This window comes from Caulobacter vibrioides (assembly GCF_002858865.1).
Lineage (GTDB): Bacteria > Pseudomonadota > Alphaproteobacteria > Caulobacterales > Caulobacteraceae > Caulobacter > Caulobacter vibrioides.
This window is the reverse complement of sequence record NZ_PJRR01000008.1, coordinates 1-14,778: the sequence shown is the minus strand read 5'-3', so window position 1 is coordinate 14,778 and position 14,778 is coordinate 1. Positions and strand designations below refer to the sequence as shown.

Here is a 14,778-nt window from a genome sequence, read left to right as displayed (position 1 = left end):
CTCAACGCGACTTTCGAGCCGAGAGGCTGGTGGCCGTCGTCGCCTCGCGATATCCGTCATTGATGATGCGGGTCACCTGTTGGCCCCGCCGCAGGACGAAGGCGCTGGCCAGGCGGTCGACGATGACAAAGCCATCTCGCTGGGCGATGTTAACGACCGCCTCCTTGTTGTCGGGATCGACCGCGAAGATCGCCGGATAGTCGACGCCCGCCGGGAAGACGAAAAAGGTCGATACGCCATCGTCGAACACCCGCTCGGGCAGTCCTTGAGACGAGCCGCGGAAGCTGTAGGCCTTGTTGACCTCTTGGGGTGGTTCGGGCGGCGATGGAGGGGTGATCGCCGGTGTTGCGAGGACGGCCTTTGCGGGCGCTGGGTAGTCGAAGCGCAGGGAGAACAGCGGCTGACGGGCGCGCGAACTCGCCACGGCGCGCAGGTCGAAGTTATAGCTGCGCAGCGTGGTGACTACGGTCATGTTGGTCGCCGTGGCCCGCTCATTGGGTTTGACAAATAGAACGCGCGCGCGGCGGTTTGGCGTGATCTGCCAGCCTAGGCTGTCGCCGACGGCGACGTTCTCGATCCGCTCGTCCTCGCCGAAAAACAGCGTGACGACAAAGCCGAGCGTGGCGTCCAGCCGCACGACCTGGTCGGGTACATAACGTACGATCCGGACACGCTGGTCAGGCGCGGCGTTCGCGGAAGCGACGGGGTTGGTCAGGAGCAACGCCGCCAAAGCGCCGAGCAAGGCGCGCGTCCAGGTCATCGGGACCCTCCGGTCAGGTTGCGATAGTGATCCATGAAGGCGCTACGGCGATGAGGCGCCTCGCGCGCTTGCGCGCGAGGAGAGGCCAAGGTCGCTCGAGGCGGAGCCGTGAGCGGCGACGCGCTGGCGGCGAGGGAGATAGCGGCGAGCGTGTGCGATGTGGGGGCGGACCGGGCTTGCAGGCTCTGGGCCAGGCGATCGGGACGAGACAGGGCCGGGGCCGGGGAGGCCGCTGCGCCCTCCGAGCGCGGCGCGGGCCCGGCGCGTTGATCGGCGCCGCCGGGCCGGAAGCCACCGGCCATGACCGCCGCCCCGACGGTCAAGGCCGCTTGGGCGGCGGCGAAGATGAAGACGATCGCCGAGACCATAACCGCCGCCTGGGTGTCCGGCGCGCCGGCCAGCCGCCCCTGCGCTAGCCGCACCAAAAGCGGATCGACCACGACCAGCAGCAGCGTCGTGGCGGACCAACACAGCATCGGGATGAACGCTGCGGCGAGCAAGGCGCGCAGCCAGCCTTCGAACAGGCCGCGCGTGGCGTCGAACATCACCAGCGCAATGAACACAGGGCCGGTCGCCGAGAGCACGCCCACAGCGATGATGGCGATGGCCATCACCCCGGCTGTGCTCATGAACAACGCGGTCTGCGCCTGCCAAAGCGCTTGCGCGGCCGCCGCCTCACCGCCGCGCAAAACTTCGGGGTTGGGCCCGGCCAGCTTACCCAGGGCCGAGGCGCTCCGCGCCAACTCGTCATAGGTCACCTGCAGCCCGCCGAGTGGATCGGAGACCAGGGCAGCGCCGCTGGCGGCGGCCGGAGCGCCGATGTTTTGCGCCAGTTGTAGCGGCGCTTTCATGGTCACGTCGAACACCAGCGTCTGGAACGTGTTCCAGTTCAGGGCCAACGACAAGACCACACCGACCTTCAACGCGATCAAGGGCGCATCTGTCAGCCGGGTCGTGCTCACACCCAGCAGCATGCGATAGCCCAGCAGCGCGATGTAGAGCGTCAGCATAAGGGTGAGCGCGGTCGGAAAGATCGACTGGGGACCGTTCAGCGCCTCATAGCCGCTCTGGGCGTAAACGCGCGTGTGGCAGTCGATTGTGGACAGGACGCCCCGGATGACGCCGGCGGTCGGAGGAGGGGCGGGGCAGACGTCCACTAGCGATGCTCGCTCACGCTGGCGACGTACGGCGGCAGCCAGGCGGCGGGATCGTCGCCGACCTCCGCGCGCACCTGATCTAGTCTTCGCACGCGCCGTTCGTTGCCGGCCAGGACCGTCAGCACATCGTCCAGGCCGGCGAGATCCAGGCGCGCCACCGCGCTGTGGTCGGCTTGCTTGACCAGGAAGCAGCGGCTGGTGTCGGGCAAGGCGCGCACGAGGTCAAACTCGTGGGGGGTGAGGCCAAAACCGTCGATATAGTCGGCCGGCTTGGCTTTCGGGTTGGGCAGGAAGATCTGGGTGGCGGCCTGTTCGACGATCGCGGAGGCGATCCGGCTCTCCAGCGCGTCGGCGGCGCTCTGCGTACAGAAGCCGACAACGCCGTTGCGTTTGCGCAAGGTCTTTTCCCAGTCCTTCAGCCGCTGGGTGAAGATGCTGTCGTCGAGCGCTTTCCAGCCCTCGTCGACGACGATGATGGTGGGGCGACCGTCGAGCGCCTGCTCGATGCGGTGGAACAGGTACATCATCGCTGGCGTGCGGGTGATCGGCGCATCGAGAATGCGCGTCATGTCGAAGCCATAGGCGCGCTCATCTAGGCGCATGAGGTCTTCGGTGCTGTCGAACAGCCAGGCGTGTTCGCCGCCCTCGCACCAGGGGCGCAGGCGCGCGGCCAGATCGCCGGCGCGAGGACGGCGGGCCCCGACAAAGAGCTCGCGGAGAAACGTCAGGCGGCGATTGGCGGGGGGCTGGTCAAAATTGGCGTCGACCGCATCTGCGATCATCGCCAAGTCCTCGGCTTCCAGGCGCTCGGCGCCGCCCAGCAACTGCGCCAGCCAGTCGGCGACAAAAGCGCGGTTGGCCGCAGTGTCGTCCATCAGCAGCGGATTCAGGCCAGAAGGCTCCCCGGGACGCAGCACGTCGTAGCGGCCGCCGATGGCGCGGATGAAGGGCTCGGCCCCGCGGTCCTTGTCGAAATAGACAATCTGGGGATCAAACCGCCGAGCCTGGGCCAAAAGGAAGGTCAGGAGCACGGTTTTACCCGCCCCGCTGGGGCCGATAACCGTGAAATTGCCAAGATCCCCATTGTGGAAATTGAAGTGGTAGGGACCATGCGCGGTCGTCTCAAGGAGGCTGACCGGCGGGCCCCAAGGCCCCCCCTCGGCCTTACCGGGCGAATGGTTATGCAGGGAGGCGAAGGCCGCAAAATTGCCCGCTGAAATCATCGCCTTGCGTGCGATGAACTTGAAGTTTCCTGGAAACTGCGCCCAGAACGCCGGCTCCAGATTGACGTCCTCGCGCACCGCCACCGCGCCGGCTTCATTGAACGCGGCTTGCAGGTCGGCCACGCTGGCGTCCAACTCGGCTAGGCTGTCGGCCTTGACGAGCACCGACATGTGATGTTCGCCAAACGCTGAACGGCCCGCGCCAACCTCATCGCGCGCGGCGGTAAGGTCATCGCGCAACGAGAACGCATCGTCCTCGGCGGCGCGCAAGCGGCGCAGGGCCAAGCCCATCCGGTCGAGCGCAGCCTGGCGATCCAGGAACGAGAAGCTCTCCGTCATCACCATCTCGGCCGGCAGGCGAAACACCGCATCGAACATCCCGGGCGCGGAGCGAGCGGGGTAGTCCTTGAGCGACACAATCGCCCCAAAGCGGCGGTCGCGCTTGGCGCCTGCGCCGATCTCCAGAGCGTCCAGGCCAAAGGTCAGCCGACGATCGCCAAGCGCCTGACCGATATCGCCGCTGGGCGTCGCCATCGTGTTAGGCTCACCGTTGAGGATCTCGGCGAGGAAGGCGCAGGGCTCTGACCGCTCGACGCCGCGCACGCGCTGCTTGCCAAGGGCGCGCGCGCCATAGGCGGTCAAACCCGCTTGCAAGCTCTCGCGCAGACTGTGCAGACGGCGTAGGTCCTGGGCCTGGGCGTCAGCCCCGGCCGGGGCCGCGCGCGCCAGCCGGTCCAGCCAGCCGACCTTGCCCTGCGCCGGGCGGCTGACCAGAGTCAGATAGAGCTGGTTGACGAACAGTCGCCGACCGGCCAGCCGGTCTCGCCAGGCTTGGTCCAGCGCTTGGCTGAAGGGGTCGCTCCGCACAGGCTCGGACTTGGGCTCGACCTGCCGGCGGATCAGATGATGATAGATGATGATCCGCGAGCTGGCGGCGCTGCGCAGCAAGATCTCCCGCATGTGTTTGCGGTAGGTCAGTTCCTGATCGTCGGACGTCTCGAACGCCAGCCCATCCAACTGGATGACTTGCAGCAGCTGACCATCGCGCGTGATCAGGGTCAGGTCATCGATATGCCGCGCATAGGGGAGACGATCGCCAATGCTGGCTTCGCGCGGCGCCAGACGTCCTCCAAGATCCAGGCTGAGGAACCGCGAGGTCATGGGCGGTAGGAGTTGGCCTGCCAGAACCCGCGATTGCGGATGTTCGGACAGCGGCTGACCTTGGTGATCCAGAGGTCGAAGAAGCGCGGCTCGTTCAGGCAGCCGAGGTATCCCACGGCATGCACGAGCGGCGCGATCAGCAGCGCCCAGAAGGACTTGCTGATCAAAAAGGCCTCCATGGTCACGATGAGGTTGAAGACCGCGTAGCTGTAGGTGACGCCGGCGACCATCTGCGGGCGGGTCAGCGCTGCGAACACGGGGTCAGAACCAGGTCCGCTCATTGCACGCCCGTCGCGATACTCCGGATGCCGGCCACGATGGCCGCTGCGCCAAAGACGATAAAGGCGCCGACGATCACGGTGACGCCCCGCCGCCAATCAATGCGGCCGGTCAGCATCATCAGGCCGACGATCGCCACGGCGATGACGGCCGCTGTGGTCGCCAGATTGCCCAGCAAGGTGCCTTGCATCCATTGCAACGCCGCCAGCAGGGGCCCCGAACCGGCCGGGTCGCTCTGCACCGTTTGGGCGTGAGCGGGGGCGGCGAGCGCGGCGAGGGCCAAAGCCGGCGAAAGACGACGAACCAGGGTCAAGATGCGCTCCGATCAGGGCTTGCGGCGCGGCGCCACGGCCTGGGCCATGTGCTCGAGAATGGCGTCCACATAGGCTTTGGTCTCAGGAAACGGGGGAACGCCGCCGTGACGGTCCACCGCGCCCATGCCCGCGTTGTAAGCGGCGAGGGCCTTGATGACGTCGCCGTCATAGCGGGCCAGAAGTGTTTTCAGGTAACGCGTTCCGCCGTCGACATTGGCGGCGGGATCAAGCGGATCGACGGCCAGGTCCTTGGCCGTGCCAGGCATCAACTGCATGACGCCCAGCGCGCCCTTCGCGGACCGCGCTTGCGGGTTTAGTCCGGATTCGCGACGGGCGACGGCGGTCAACAGGTCGGGGCTGATCTGTGAGCGCTGCGCTGCATCTTCGAGGAGGCGTTTGACCGGCGCGGTCGGCGTGCGGTCGCTTCCCATCCGATGACGCTCGGCGCGTGAAGCAGCCTGAAGGGGAACCGGCGGACCATCGCCTAGGAATTGGGTGGGACCATCAAAGCGGCGAACGGCGCCTTGGTCGTCGATCTCCAAGACCTGAGCGTGCCCCCGAGCGGCGCAAAGCAAGCCGATCGCGGCGACGCCGCAGGCCCAGGCCAGGCCAGGCGCTGAACGGGATCGAACAGAACGGCGCACCAACTCCCCCAGTGTGTCCTCCATGACTATCACGCGCTTCGTACGCGCCGCACAAGGTCAGCCTTTTCACGCGCTCGGGAGCCAAGTCCGTCGCTGTGACAAAAAAGATCTTCGCCTTGCGACGGATTCCTTTTTCCCAGCGCGTTTCAGGTCCAGTTCCGCATCCAAGCGGGCCTCAGCCAATGTGACCAAGCGTCCCGCCAAGTCGAGAACGTTAGGTTAAAAAGCAGTTTTGATTAGACGTTAGGGAAATCGTCGCTTGCCGCGTGTGGGATGTTCGTGCGGGCGACCAGCGGGGAGGGTCTGATGGCCACGGGCGCGTCAAACACTACGGCCTCGACGGCGGTGATCGCCGCCACGGCGGCGGCGGCCGCGACGGTCGCCATCCTCGCCACCAGCAGTGGCGGTGTGCTGAGCGGCGCGGAGGCGGGCGATCCGACCCCCGCCGACCTTGACGCCGCGCGATTGCTGAACTTCGCCACCTTCGGCGCGACGGCCGCAACTGTGACCGAGACCAAGGAGGTCGCGCCGGCGCAATGGGTCAAGCGCCAGGCCGACATCGCGTTCAGCGCCACGCATTTCATCGACTGGTATGTGCGGCGCGACACCGAGATCAACGCCGCCGATCCCAAGAAGAAGGCCCGCGCCAGCTTTGATCAGGTCCAGGAGGCGTTCTGGGCCGCAGCCTTGGCCGGTCCCGAGCAGCTGCGCACGCGCATGGCGTTCGCGCTGTCCGAAATCTGCGTGGTCTCGTTTCAGGGCTCGACGGTCACGGCGCGAATGGGCGCGGCCTATTTTGACATGCTTCGCGCGCGTTCGCTGGGAACCTACCGCGATCTGATTGAGGCGGTGTCGCTGTCGCCCGCCATGGGCACGTATCTGAACATCATCGGGAACATCCAGGCTGACAACGACAAGACCCGTCGGCCGGACGAGAACTACGCCCGCGAGATCATGCAGCTCATGTCGATCGGGCTCTATCAGCTCAATATGGACGGCTCGGCCAAGCTCGACGCGCAGGGGGCGGCGATCCCGACCTACGGGCAGGACGATATCGCAGGCTTGGCCAAGATCTTCACCGGCTGGGGCTTTTGGTCAGCCAAGCCAACCAGCGCGACCTTTGCCAAGCCCCGCGACGTCGACGCCGACATCAAGCCGCTGATGGGCTACACGGCCTATCACTCGCAGCTGTCCAAGACCTTCCTTGGCGCTAGCTTTCCGACCTACAGCGCCTGGACGCCGCCGGCCGGCACGACCAAGAGCGTCGGGGCCTATCAGGTGGCGGGACTGAAGTTCGCCCTCGACACCCTCGCCAACCACCCCAACACCCCGCCGTTCATGGCGCGGCGTCTGATCCAGCGGTTCGTCAAGAGCAACCCTAGTCCGGCCTATATCGAGCGCGTGGCCAAGGTCTTCGTGGATGACGGGGCCAAAGTCCGCGGCAATCTCACCGCTGTGATCGCGGCGGTGCTTTCAGATCCCGAGGCGTGGCCGAGCAGTTTTGGTGAGTTCGACGGTAAGCTGCGCGAGCCAATCTTGCGCCTTTCAAGTTTCCTGCGGGCTTTCTCGGCGGCGTCGGAGTCGAAGAACTATCGCTTGCCGTACGACTTTAGCCCCGCGGCCGCCTTCAACCAGGCGCCGCTCATGGCGCCGTCGGTGTTCAATTTCTGGATGCCTGATTTCGCGCCCTTGGGCAGCGCCATCGCCAAGGCCAACAAGGTCGCACCCGAGTTCCAGGGGGTCGATGTTCTGACGACCGCCAGCTACGCCAATAAAATCCTGAGCAACGTCCAGGAGCAGAACTGGGGAAACAAGGACGTCACCACCACCTACGCCAGAGAGCTGGCGCTCACTGACGTCAACGGTTTGGTGGACGGTAAACGCTTGGCGCGGCGTTTGAACATGCTGCTGTTCGGCGGCCAGATGGGCGACAAGCTGGCCAAACGGATCATTGAGGTCGTCGGCTCAACGACCATCGCCAAGCCGACGTCCGCTCAGCTGACCACGCTCAACCTCAACCGTGTTCGAAACGCCGTGGCTCTGGCCATGGTGTCGACCGACTTCTTGATCCAGCGCTGAGGGAGACGGAGATGACGCGCCCAAGAACGCCCAGCCGTCGCGACGCCCTGAAGGGTCTGATTGGCTTTGGAACCGCCGCGCCGCTGGTGTTGAACCTGTCGGCGGTCGGCGCCGCCGCAGCCGCCGAGAACCCGACGGACTACAAGGCGATCGTTTGCCTGTTTCTCGTCGGCGGCAACGACGCCAACAATCTGCTCGTGGCGACCGATGACGCCAGTTGGCAACGCTATTGGTCCGCGAGATTCCGCGGCGCCACGCCGATCGCGCTTATGCCGCCGGGGACGGCTCCCACGCCCATCGGGTCGGTGAATGCTGTGAGCAAGCGCACGGTGAGCGCCACCAATTTCCCAGAGTACTGGGGCGGCGTGCTGCCGATCACGCCAAAGACGCCGCAGCGCGCGGCCGGAGCGGCGCCCGGCGCGCCGGCGCGCACCTTTGGTCTGCATCCGTTAATGCCGAACATGCAAAAGGCCTTCAACGCCGGACGGCTGGCCGCCTTGGCCAATGTCGGGACATTGGTCGCGCCCTTGACCAAGGCGCAGTATCAGAAGCCGACGGCGGGCGTGCAGATCCCCCCAAGGCTGTTTTCGCACAATGACCAGCAGCAGACATGGCAAACCGGCCAGGTTGGTTACGGCGCCTTGGGTTATGGGGGGCAAATGGGCGATGTGTTCGCCGCCTCCAGCAGCGGTGCGGCGAGCATCAACTTCACCGCCTTTACGACCGCAGGACTGACCGGGTTTCCGGTGGGCGCCCAAGTCAAGGCGTATCGCATCTCGGTCGGTCCCACGGGCGGCAGCGCCGTGCGGGTTGATTTGTTGCAGAAGACGGGCTCGTACAACAACTCGCCCACCTTCCTGTCGGCGCTGTCGGCGACGCTTCTGGGCAATGACGCCGAGGGCAGTGTGCTCGGCCAGGCCTATGCCGATGCGATGGTCACGTCCAACAACACGGCGGCGGCCTTTAGCACGGCGCTCGCAAGTTCTCCGGTGAGCGCGCCCCCCGCTTTCACCAATCCCCTGACCGGTGCGACGCAGACCAACAGTCTCGCTGATCAATTGCGCGCCGTGGCGCAGACGATCGTCGCCCATGGGACCCTGGGGCCAAAGCGCCAAGTGTTCTTTGTGCAGATCGGCTCGTTCGACACCCACGATGGCCAGAACGATCGGCAAAGCCTGTTGTTGGCTCAGGTGGACCACGCCTTGGCCTATTTCGACGCCGAGATGACCGCCAAAGGTTATGGCGAGGCTGTCACGACGTTCACCGCCTCGGACTTCAGCCGCACCTTCACCACCAACGGCGACGGCACCGATCACGCCTGGGGCGCGCACCACCTTATCCTTGGCGGCGCGGTCAAGGGCGGCGACATCTATGGACAGTTTCCCACGGTCGGCGTCGATGACGCGGCGACGGGCTTCAACAACCCCGACATGTCCGGCACAGCCTTGATCCCGACCACGTCGGTGGATCAGTACATGGCGACTTTGGCCAAGTGGTTTGGCGTTCCCTCCGACAACCTCGCCAAAATCATACCCAGGTTACCGGCGTTTGCGACGCCCGATCTTGGCTTCATGACGTCGGTTTGATTCCAACCTACCGCGCGTGCGGGACCTTGGTGATCTGCGCTTGATCGTTCTGTGTCCGCCGTCTCAGGCGCTGGGCAAAGGCGGGGCGTCGCTTCGCGCCTTCCGGTGCATGGGCGCTTTCGAGTCCAAGCCCGCCGTTCGGGCCAGGCTCACCTTGGTCGGCGCTGCGTTGACCAGCAGGACGGGAACGCTCGTCCCAACAAGAGCGCGGCCGATGACGCCCCCCGGCCGCCGCCAGCACCAATCGCCAGTTCTGATGGCTGGCCAAGCGTGCGCGCCAGGCCCTACACGCCCAGGACCAACGGCAAGGCCTAGCGCTTCATCCAGACGAGCCTGTGGGAGTTGGGCCTACGGCCGGCTCTTACGCCCCATGTCTAGGCCGCTTAGAGATGTCGCTCTGGCCGCACGCCGGGGCGACCCTGGCTGGGTCGTCAGTCTTCCGAATGCGGGCGTGTCGCCAGCAGCAGGCTGACTAGGCCGCCCAGGGCGATGACCGGCATCAGCGCCAGCAGCACCTGGTTGGAGGATCCTCCGGCCCCGATCAGGGTGGCGGCTAGCAATGGGCCGGCCGCCGAGCCGAGCCGTCCCACGACCACCGCCGCGCCCACGCCGGTGCCGCGCAGCCGGGCCGGGTAGAAGCCCGGCGCCAGGCCGTAGACCACCGACTGGACGCCTGACACCGTGGCGCCCAACGCCGCGCCGACGATCAGGAACACGGCCAGTGACGCCGGCGCGGCGGCGGCTGTCGCCATAGCTGCGGCAGAAGCGCCGAACGCGCCCAGGATCGTCAGGGTGCGCCAGCGACGGTGATCCATCAGCCAGCCTGTGGCGACGCTGCCGGCCGCTCCGGCCAGATTGAACGCCATCTGGATCAGTCCAGCGTCGGAGCGGCTGAGGCCCCGCCCGATCATCAGCGATGGCAGCCAGCTGAGCAGCAGGTACATGATCAGCAGCGCCAGGAAGAAGGCGATCCACAGCAGCAGGGTGGTCAGGCCTCGACCCTCGCCGGCCAGCGCTTCGACGAAACCTGACTTCTGGTCGCCGACCGGGCCGACCTGGGCCATGGGAGTATCGGGCAGCAGGACCATCGCAAGCAGCATGGCCAGCAGCGGTCCGACGCCTCCGACGAAGAAGACGATGCGCCAGTCTGAGGGATCGGCCCCCGCTAGGCTGACGAGGCTGGCCAGGGCGCCGCCACAGGGCAAGCCGGCATAGAGGAAGCCCACGGCGCGACCACGAAGCTTGGGCGAGACGCTCTCGGCCACGATGGCGATCAGGTTAGGCAAGGCGCCGCCCAGCCCAACCCCGGTTAGAAAGCGAGCGACCAGCAGGCCGTTTAGATCCTGGGCCAGGCCCGTGGCGATCGACAGCAGACCAAACGCCGCAACGGAGACCAGCAGCGTGACCTTGCGGCCGAAGCGATCGGAAAGACGCCCGCCCAGCGCGGCGCCGACCATCAGGCCGAACGTGCTGATGCTGAAGAACCAGCCAAGATCCTCCGGCTTCAGGCCAAGGTCAGGGGCCAGGCGCGGCGCGGCGACGCCGGCGGCCTGGAGGTCGAACCCCTCGAAGACCGCCAGGAGGCAGCAAATCGCGACGGCGACTAAGCCACCATGGGTTCCGGGTGCGGATCGGCCTTTGGTGGTCATGGGAGCTCCTGGCGTTTCCTCGATGTCGAACTCTGCGGTTCGATCTGGTGGCGCGCCGTTCAGCCGAGTTCGGACATCACGTCCACGGCCTCGGTGAAGGCGGTGTTGGCGGCGGGCACGCCCGCGTAGATGGCGATCTGCATCAGCACCTCCTTGAGCTCGTCCTGGGTGAAGCCGCCTTGTTCGAGACCGGCGCGGACGTGGAGGCGGAACTCCTCCCAGCGCGCCAGGCTGGCGCAGATCGCTAGCACCAGAAGGCGGCGCGTGCGGTGGTCCAGGCCCGGACGGCCCCAGATCTCGTTCCAGGCGTAGCGTGTGATCATCGCCTGGTAGTCGGCGGTGAAGGCCGTGCGCTTGGCTAGCGACTTGTCGACCCAGGCGTCGCCCAGCACCCTGCGTCGCGTCACGAGGCCGGCCTCGAACAGTACGGCCTTGGCGTCGCTGACGGCGGCGCCGTGAAGGACTTCGGCCAAAAAGCCGCGCACAGCGCCGGCGAAGGCGGCGGGAGCCTCCAGGCTGGGCAGATGGGCGGCCTCGATCACGGCGTGGCGGGCTCCGGGCACGGCCGCGACTATCCGATCCGCGTGGCCTTCGAACGGCGTCGCCACATCCTTGGAGCCGGTCAGCACCAGGGTCGGTGCGGCGATCTTCGGCAGGCGGTCCAGCAGGGCCATATCCCGGATCGCCGCGCCGCAGCCGCAATAGCCGTCGGGGTTCTGGGCCAGCATGCCGGCGCGGACCGTCTCGACCACCTCGGGGTGCAGCGCGCGGAAGTCATCCGAGAAGAAGCGGCTCATCACCGCCTCGACGATGGCCGACAGCCCCTCGGCGCGGATCACGGCCAGGCGCTGCTCCCATGACGAGGAGTCCATGGCCGGCGAGGTGCAGGCCAGGACCAGCGCCTCGACCCGGTCCGGCGCCCTGGAGGCTAGGGCCATGGCGATCATCCCGCCCAGTGATGTGCCACAGATCGTCGCCTTGGCTGCGCCCGCCGCGTCCATCACCGCCAGCACATCGTCGGCCAGTAGGTCGAGGCTGTAATCGCCGCTCGGCGCGTCCGAGGCGCCGTGGCCGCGTGTGTCGATGCGTAGGACGCGGAAGTCGGGCGTCAGCAGGGGCGTGACGGGATCGTGCAGCGAAAGATCGCAACCGATCGAGTTCAGCAGCACCAGCAAGGGCTTGTCGGCCGCGCCATCGGTCCGCCAGTAGATCCGGGCGCCTTGCGAGACAGCGAAGGGCATCAGCGGTCCTTTGGGTGGGCGTTGAGAGCGCGTGCGACCAGGCGCTCGGATTCGCCGGTGTCGATTCCGACCCGGGCGGCCGCGAGGTTGGCGGCCATGCGGTCGGCGTCGACCTCAAGGCCCTCGACCACGACGGCCATCGCCGCCAGGGCGCCATGCGCCAGTTCAAACAGTTCGGCCAGCACAGGACCTTCGACCTGCCAGCCGCCCAGTCCGCGCTCATGCTGTTGAGGCAGGGCCGACAGGATGGTCGCGGCTAGGTGCGGCGCGCGGATCGACGCTGACAGCGCCACCTGGCAACCGGTGGGATTGCGCTTGTGCGCCATGGTCGAGGAGCCGCCGCGTCCGACGACCTTGGGCTCGAAGGCCTCGGCGACCTCGGTCTGGGCCATCAGGGCGATGTCGCCGGCGATCTTGCCGACCGCTCCGGTGAGGATGGCCAGGCTGGAGGCCAGGCCCGCCAGGCCTTCGCGGCGCGCGTGCCACGGCGTCTCGGGCGCGGGCAGGCCAAGCCGCGCGGCCAGGCGTTCGGCGACGTCGCCGGCCCGTCCGTCCAGTCCGGCCAGCGAGCCTGTCGCGCCGCCCAGTTGCATCTGGATGGCACCGGTCTCCCGCTCGAAACGCGCCAGGGCGCTGGCGACGCCTTGCAGCCAGCCGGCGGCCTTGAGGCCGAAGGTGATGGGTTGGGCCGCCTGCAGCAGGGTCCGGCCCAGCATGGGCGTGGCCGCGTGCCGTTGCGCCAGAACCGCCAGCGCCTGGGCGAGGCGCGACGCGTCGCGGAGCACCAGGGCTGCGCCGGTCTTGGCTTGCAGCATAAGGGCGGTGTCGGCCAGATCCTGGCTGGTCGCGCCCTTGTGGACCAACTTGGCGACTTCGGGATCGGCGATGCGCTCGCGGATCAGGGCGACCAGCGGGATCGCCAGGGTGCCGGCGTGGGCCGCGGCTTCCGCCAGGGACACGACATCGGGAAGCTCGGCGCAGGCGGTCGCGATCGTCTCGGCCGCGTCGCTCGGGATCAGACCCACGTCCGCCTGGGCCCGAGCCAGCATGGTCTCGAAGGTCAGGGCCGCGCGCAGTAGGGCCTCGTCGCTGAACGCGGTCAGCATTTCCGGCGTCGAGGCCGGACGGTCGCGCAGCAGGCAGCTCAAGACGGCGGCTCCTTTCAGCTCAGATGTCGAAGAAGACAGTTTCGCGGTCGCCTTGTAAGACGATGTCGAAGCGCCAGGCTTGGCCGACCTTGCGGGCGATCAGGGTTTGGCGGCGCTCGGCGGGAACCAGAGCCAGGATCGGGTCGGCGGCATTGGCGGCGTCGTCCTCGAAATAGAGCCGCGTCGCCAGCCGCTTGATCACGCCTCGCCCGAAGACGCCGATGGCGATGTGCGGCGCCTGTTGGTCATCCACGCGGCCGGGGCGGATGGTGACGAAGCGATAGACGCCGTCCTCGCCGGTCGAGGCGCGACCCCAGCCGATGAAGCCGCTATGGCTAGACCCGTCGACATAGCGACCGGCCGCGTCGGCCTGCCAGATCTCGATCATGGCGTCGGATACGGCCTTGCCGTCGGCGTCCAGCACCGCGCCCTCGATCACGATCGGTTCGCCCGCCACCTCGCCCTTGGCGGTGGGGGAGGCCAGGACGTAGTGCTCGGCCGGAAACAGCTCGGGGCGAGCGCCGATCTCGCTGTCGCCGATCAGGTCGGCGCAGCCCTTCCAGGGCAGGCCATAGTGGAAGAAAGGGCCAACGGTCTGGGAGGGCGTCTGGCCGAACAGGACCGGATCCTGGTTGTCGAGGCGCGGGGCCGGATTGACCTGGTCATGCATGATGGTCGTCCTCGAACGGCGTCTGATCCCGCCCGCGCAGAACCACGTCGAACAGATAGCCCAGCGCCCAGTTGGGTTTGGTGGTCTCGATATCGAACCGGGAGACCAGGCGTTGGCGATAGGGCAGGGGCACGGCGTTGGCGATCGGATCGATTTCGATCAGCGGATCGTCGGGGAAATACATCTGCGTCACCAGCCGCGTGGCGAAGGCCGGACCCAGCAGCGACAGATGGATATGCGCCGGTCGCCAGGCGTTGTGGTGGTTGCCCCACGGATAGGCCCCCGGCCGGATGCTGACGAACTGGTAGCGGCCCTCGTCGTCCGTGATCACTCGGCCCGCGCCGGTGAAATTGGGGTCCAGCGGGGCGTCCCACTGGTCCTTCTTGTGGATGTAGCGCCCGGCGGCGTTGGCCTGCCAGATCTCCATCACGGTGTTGGGCACGGGGCGGCCGTCCTCGTCCAGGACGCGACCCGAGACGATGATCCGCTGGCCCTGGGGCATGGCCTTGTGCTGGGTGGTCAGGTCCGCCATCGCCCCGCCCATCAGGCGCGGCCAGGCGTTGGACGGGCCGGTCGTCTCGGTCAGGGTGTGGGGGATCCTGACCAACGGCTGGCGCGGCGAGCGCGGGACGGTCGAGGCGTAGGGAGCGTGCAGCGACGGCGGTTGGCCTGCGTCCTCGCGCTTGAAGTTCGGGTTCATCGGCGGCTCCTAGACGCGTTCGAAGGCCAGGGCCGCGCCCTGGCCTACGCCGATGCAGAGGGTGGCGAGGCCGCGCTGGCCGCCGATGGCTTCTAGCTGGCGCAAGGCGGTGAGGACCAGGCGCGCGCCGGACGCGCCGAGCGGATGGCCCAGCGCGATGGCGCCGC

At 67.2% G+C, this 14,778-nt stretch carries 13 protein-coding genes and 1 pseudogene; 2 read left to right on the top strand and 12 right to left on the bottom strand.

The annotated features are described in order from the left end of the window. Position 1 precedes the first annotated feature (1 nt). The 6 genes from virB9 to CVUC_RS04100 are packed head-to-tail and all read right to left on the bottom strand — an operon-like array spanning position 2 to position 5,562. Positions 2–760, bottom strand: coding sequence for a P-type conjugative transfer protein VirB9 (gene virB9 / locus CVUC_RS04125; protein ID WP_096033773.1), 759 nt, complete (start codon positions 758–760; stop codon positions 2–4). After that, positions 757–1,917 carry a type IV secretion system protein gene (locus tag CVUC_RS04120; protein ID WP_096033772.1) on the bottom strand — a complete coding sequence of 387 codons (1,161 nt, stop codon included), beginning with the start codon at positions 1,915–1,917 and terminating at the stop codon, positions 757–759. The genes virB9 and CVUC_RS04120 overlap by 4 nt, the downstream gene beginning before the upstream one ends. After that, positions 1,917–4,301 carry a VirB4 family type IV secretion/conjugal transfer ATPase gene (locus CVUC_RS04115; protein ID WP_096033771.1) on the bottom strand — a complete coding sequence of 795 codons (2,385 nt, stop codon included), beginning with the start codon at positions 4,299–4,301 and terminating at the stop codon, positions 1,917–1,919. Before CVUC_RS04115 ends, CVUC_RS04120 begins: the two co-directional genes overlap by 1 nt. Beyond that, on the bottom strand, positions 4,298–4,582 hold the full coding sequence (locus CVUC_RS04110) for a type IV secretion system protein VirB3 (protein ID WP_010920276.1): 285 nt from the start codon (positions 4,580–4,582) through the stop codon (positions 4,298–4,300). The genes CVUC_RS04115 and CVUC_RS04110 overlap by 4 nt, the downstream gene beginning before the upstream one ends. Continuing rightward, positions 4,579–4,893 (bottom strand): TrbC/VirB2 family protein, encoded by a 315-nt coding sequence (locus CVUC_RS04105; protein ID WP_010920275.1) that lies wholly within the window; start codon positions 4,891–4,893, stop codon positions 4,579–4,581. The genes CVUC_RS04110 and CVUC_RS04105 overlap by 4 nt, the downstream gene beginning before the upstream one ends. A 12-nt stretch (positions 4,894–4,905) precedes the next feature. Further along, complete coding sequence (locus tag CVUC_RS04100; RefSeq protein WP_010920274.1) at positions 4,906–5,562, bottom strand: lytic transglycosylase domain-containing protein; 657 nt, start codon at positions 5,560–5,562, stop codon at positions 4,906–4,908. Between the two features lie 249 nt (positions 5,563–5,811). Here CVUC_RS04100 and CVUC_RS04095 point away from each other — a divergent pair, with 249 nt between their 5' ends. Together CVUC_RS04095 and CVUC_RS04090 are read left to right on the top strand one after the other, a co-directional pair. Further along, a complete protein-coding gene (locus CVUC_RS04095; RefSeq protein WP_096033770.1) occupies positions 5,812–7,617 on the top strand; it encodes a DUF1800 domain-containing protein in 1,806 nt (601 codons plus the stop codon). A gap of 11 nt (positions 7,618–7,628) precedes the next feature. Next, positions 7,629–9,203 (top strand): DUF1501 domain-containing protein, encoded by a 1,575-nt coding sequence (locus CVUC_RS04090; protein WP_096033769.1) that lies wholly within the window; start codon positions 7,629–7,631, stop codon positions 9,201–9,203. Positions 9,204–9,634: 431 nt separating this feature from the next. Here the strand turns inward: CVUC_RS04090 and mhpT are convergent, their stop codons facing one another. The 6 genes and pseudogenes from mhpT to CVUC_RS04055 form a co-directional block, all read right to left on the bottom strand. Further along, complete coding sequence (gene mhpT, locus CVUC_RS04080; protein ID WP_096033767.1) at positions 9,635–10,852, bottom strand: 3-(3-hydroxy-phenyl)propionate transporter MhpT; 1,218 nt, start codon at positions 10,850–10,852, stop codon at positions 9,635–9,637. A 59-nt stretch (positions 10,853–10,911) separates the two neighbouring features. After that, a complete protein-coding gene (gene pcaD / locus CVUC_RS04075; RefSeq protein WP_096033766.1) occupies positions 10,912–12,093 on the bottom strand; it encodes a 3-oxoadipate enol-lactonase in 1,182 nt (393 codons plus the stop codon). Next, the gene (pcaB, locus tag CVUC_RS04070) at positions 12,093–13,241 is read right to left on the bottom strand and encodes a 3-carboxy-cis,cis-muconate cycloisomerase (protein ID WP_096033765.1); all 1,149 of its coding nucleotides are present in this window, start codon (positions 13,239–13,241) and stop codon (positions 12,093–12,095) included. The genes pcaD and pcaB overlap by 1 nt, the downstream gene beginning before the upstream one ends. 19 nt (positions 13,242–13,260) lie before the next feature. Continuing rightward, the gene (gene pcaG / locus CVUC_RS04065) at positions 13,261–13,911 is read right to left on the bottom strand and encodes a protocatechuate 3,4-dioxygenase subunit alpha (RefSeq protein ID WP_010920267.1); all 651 of its coding nucleotides are present in this window, start codon (positions 13,909–13,911) and stop codon (positions 13,261–13,263) included. After that, positions 13,904–14,611 (bottom strand): protocatechuate 3,4-dioxygenase subunit beta, encoded by a 708-nt coding sequence (gene pcaH, locus CVUC_RS04060; RefSeq protein WP_096033764.1) that lies wholly within the window; start codon positions 14,609–14,611, stop codon positions 13,904–13,906. The genes pcaG and pcaH overlap by 8 nt, the downstream gene beginning before the upstream one ends. A 9-nt stretch (positions 14,612–14,620) precedes the next feature. Beyond that, positions 14,621–14,778, bottom strand: a pseudogene (locus tag CVUC_RS04055) (3-oxoadipyl-CoA thiolase); the annotation flags it as partial.

Coding starts and splice junctions, on each gene's coding strand:
- virB9 (WP_096033773.1), bottom strand. CDS start 760: ATGACCTGGACGCGCGCCTTGCTCGGCGCTTTGGCGGCGTTGCTCCTG.
- CVUC_RS04115 (WP_096033771.1), bottom strand. CDS start 4,301: ATGACCTCGCGGTTCCTCAGCCTGGATCTTGGAGGACGTCTGGCGCCG.
- CVUC_RS04110 (WP_010920276.1), bottom strand. CDS start 4,582: ATGAGCGGACCTGGTTCTGACCCCGTGTTCGCAGCGCTGACCCGCCCG.
- CVUC_RS04100 (WP_010920274.1), bottom strand. CDS start 5,562: ATGGAGGACACACTGGGGGAGTTGGTGCGCCGTTCTGTTCGATCCCGT.
- CVUC_RS04095 (WP_096033770.1), top strand. CDS start 5,812: ATGTTCGTGCGGGCGACCAGCGGGGAGGGTCTGATGGCCACGGGCGCG.
- CVUC_RS04090 (WP_096033769.1), top strand. CDS start 7,629: ATGACGCGCCCAAGAACGCCCAGCCGTCGCGACGCCCTGAAGGGTCTG.
- mhpT (WP_096033767.1), bottom strand. CDS start 10,852: ATGACCACCAAAGGCCGATCCGCACCCGGAACCCATGGTGGCTTAGTC.
- pcaD (WP_096033766.1), bottom strand. CDS start 12,093: ATGCCCTTCGCTGTCTCGCAAGGCGCCCGGATCTACTGGCGGACCGAT.
- pcaG (WP_010920267.1), bottom strand. CDS start 13,911: ATGCATGACCAGGTCAATCCGGCCCCGCGCCTCGACAACCAGGATCCG.
- pcaH (WP_096033764.1), bottom strand. CDS start 14,611: ATGAACCCGAACTTCAAGCGCGAGGACGCAGGCCAACCGCCGTCGCTG.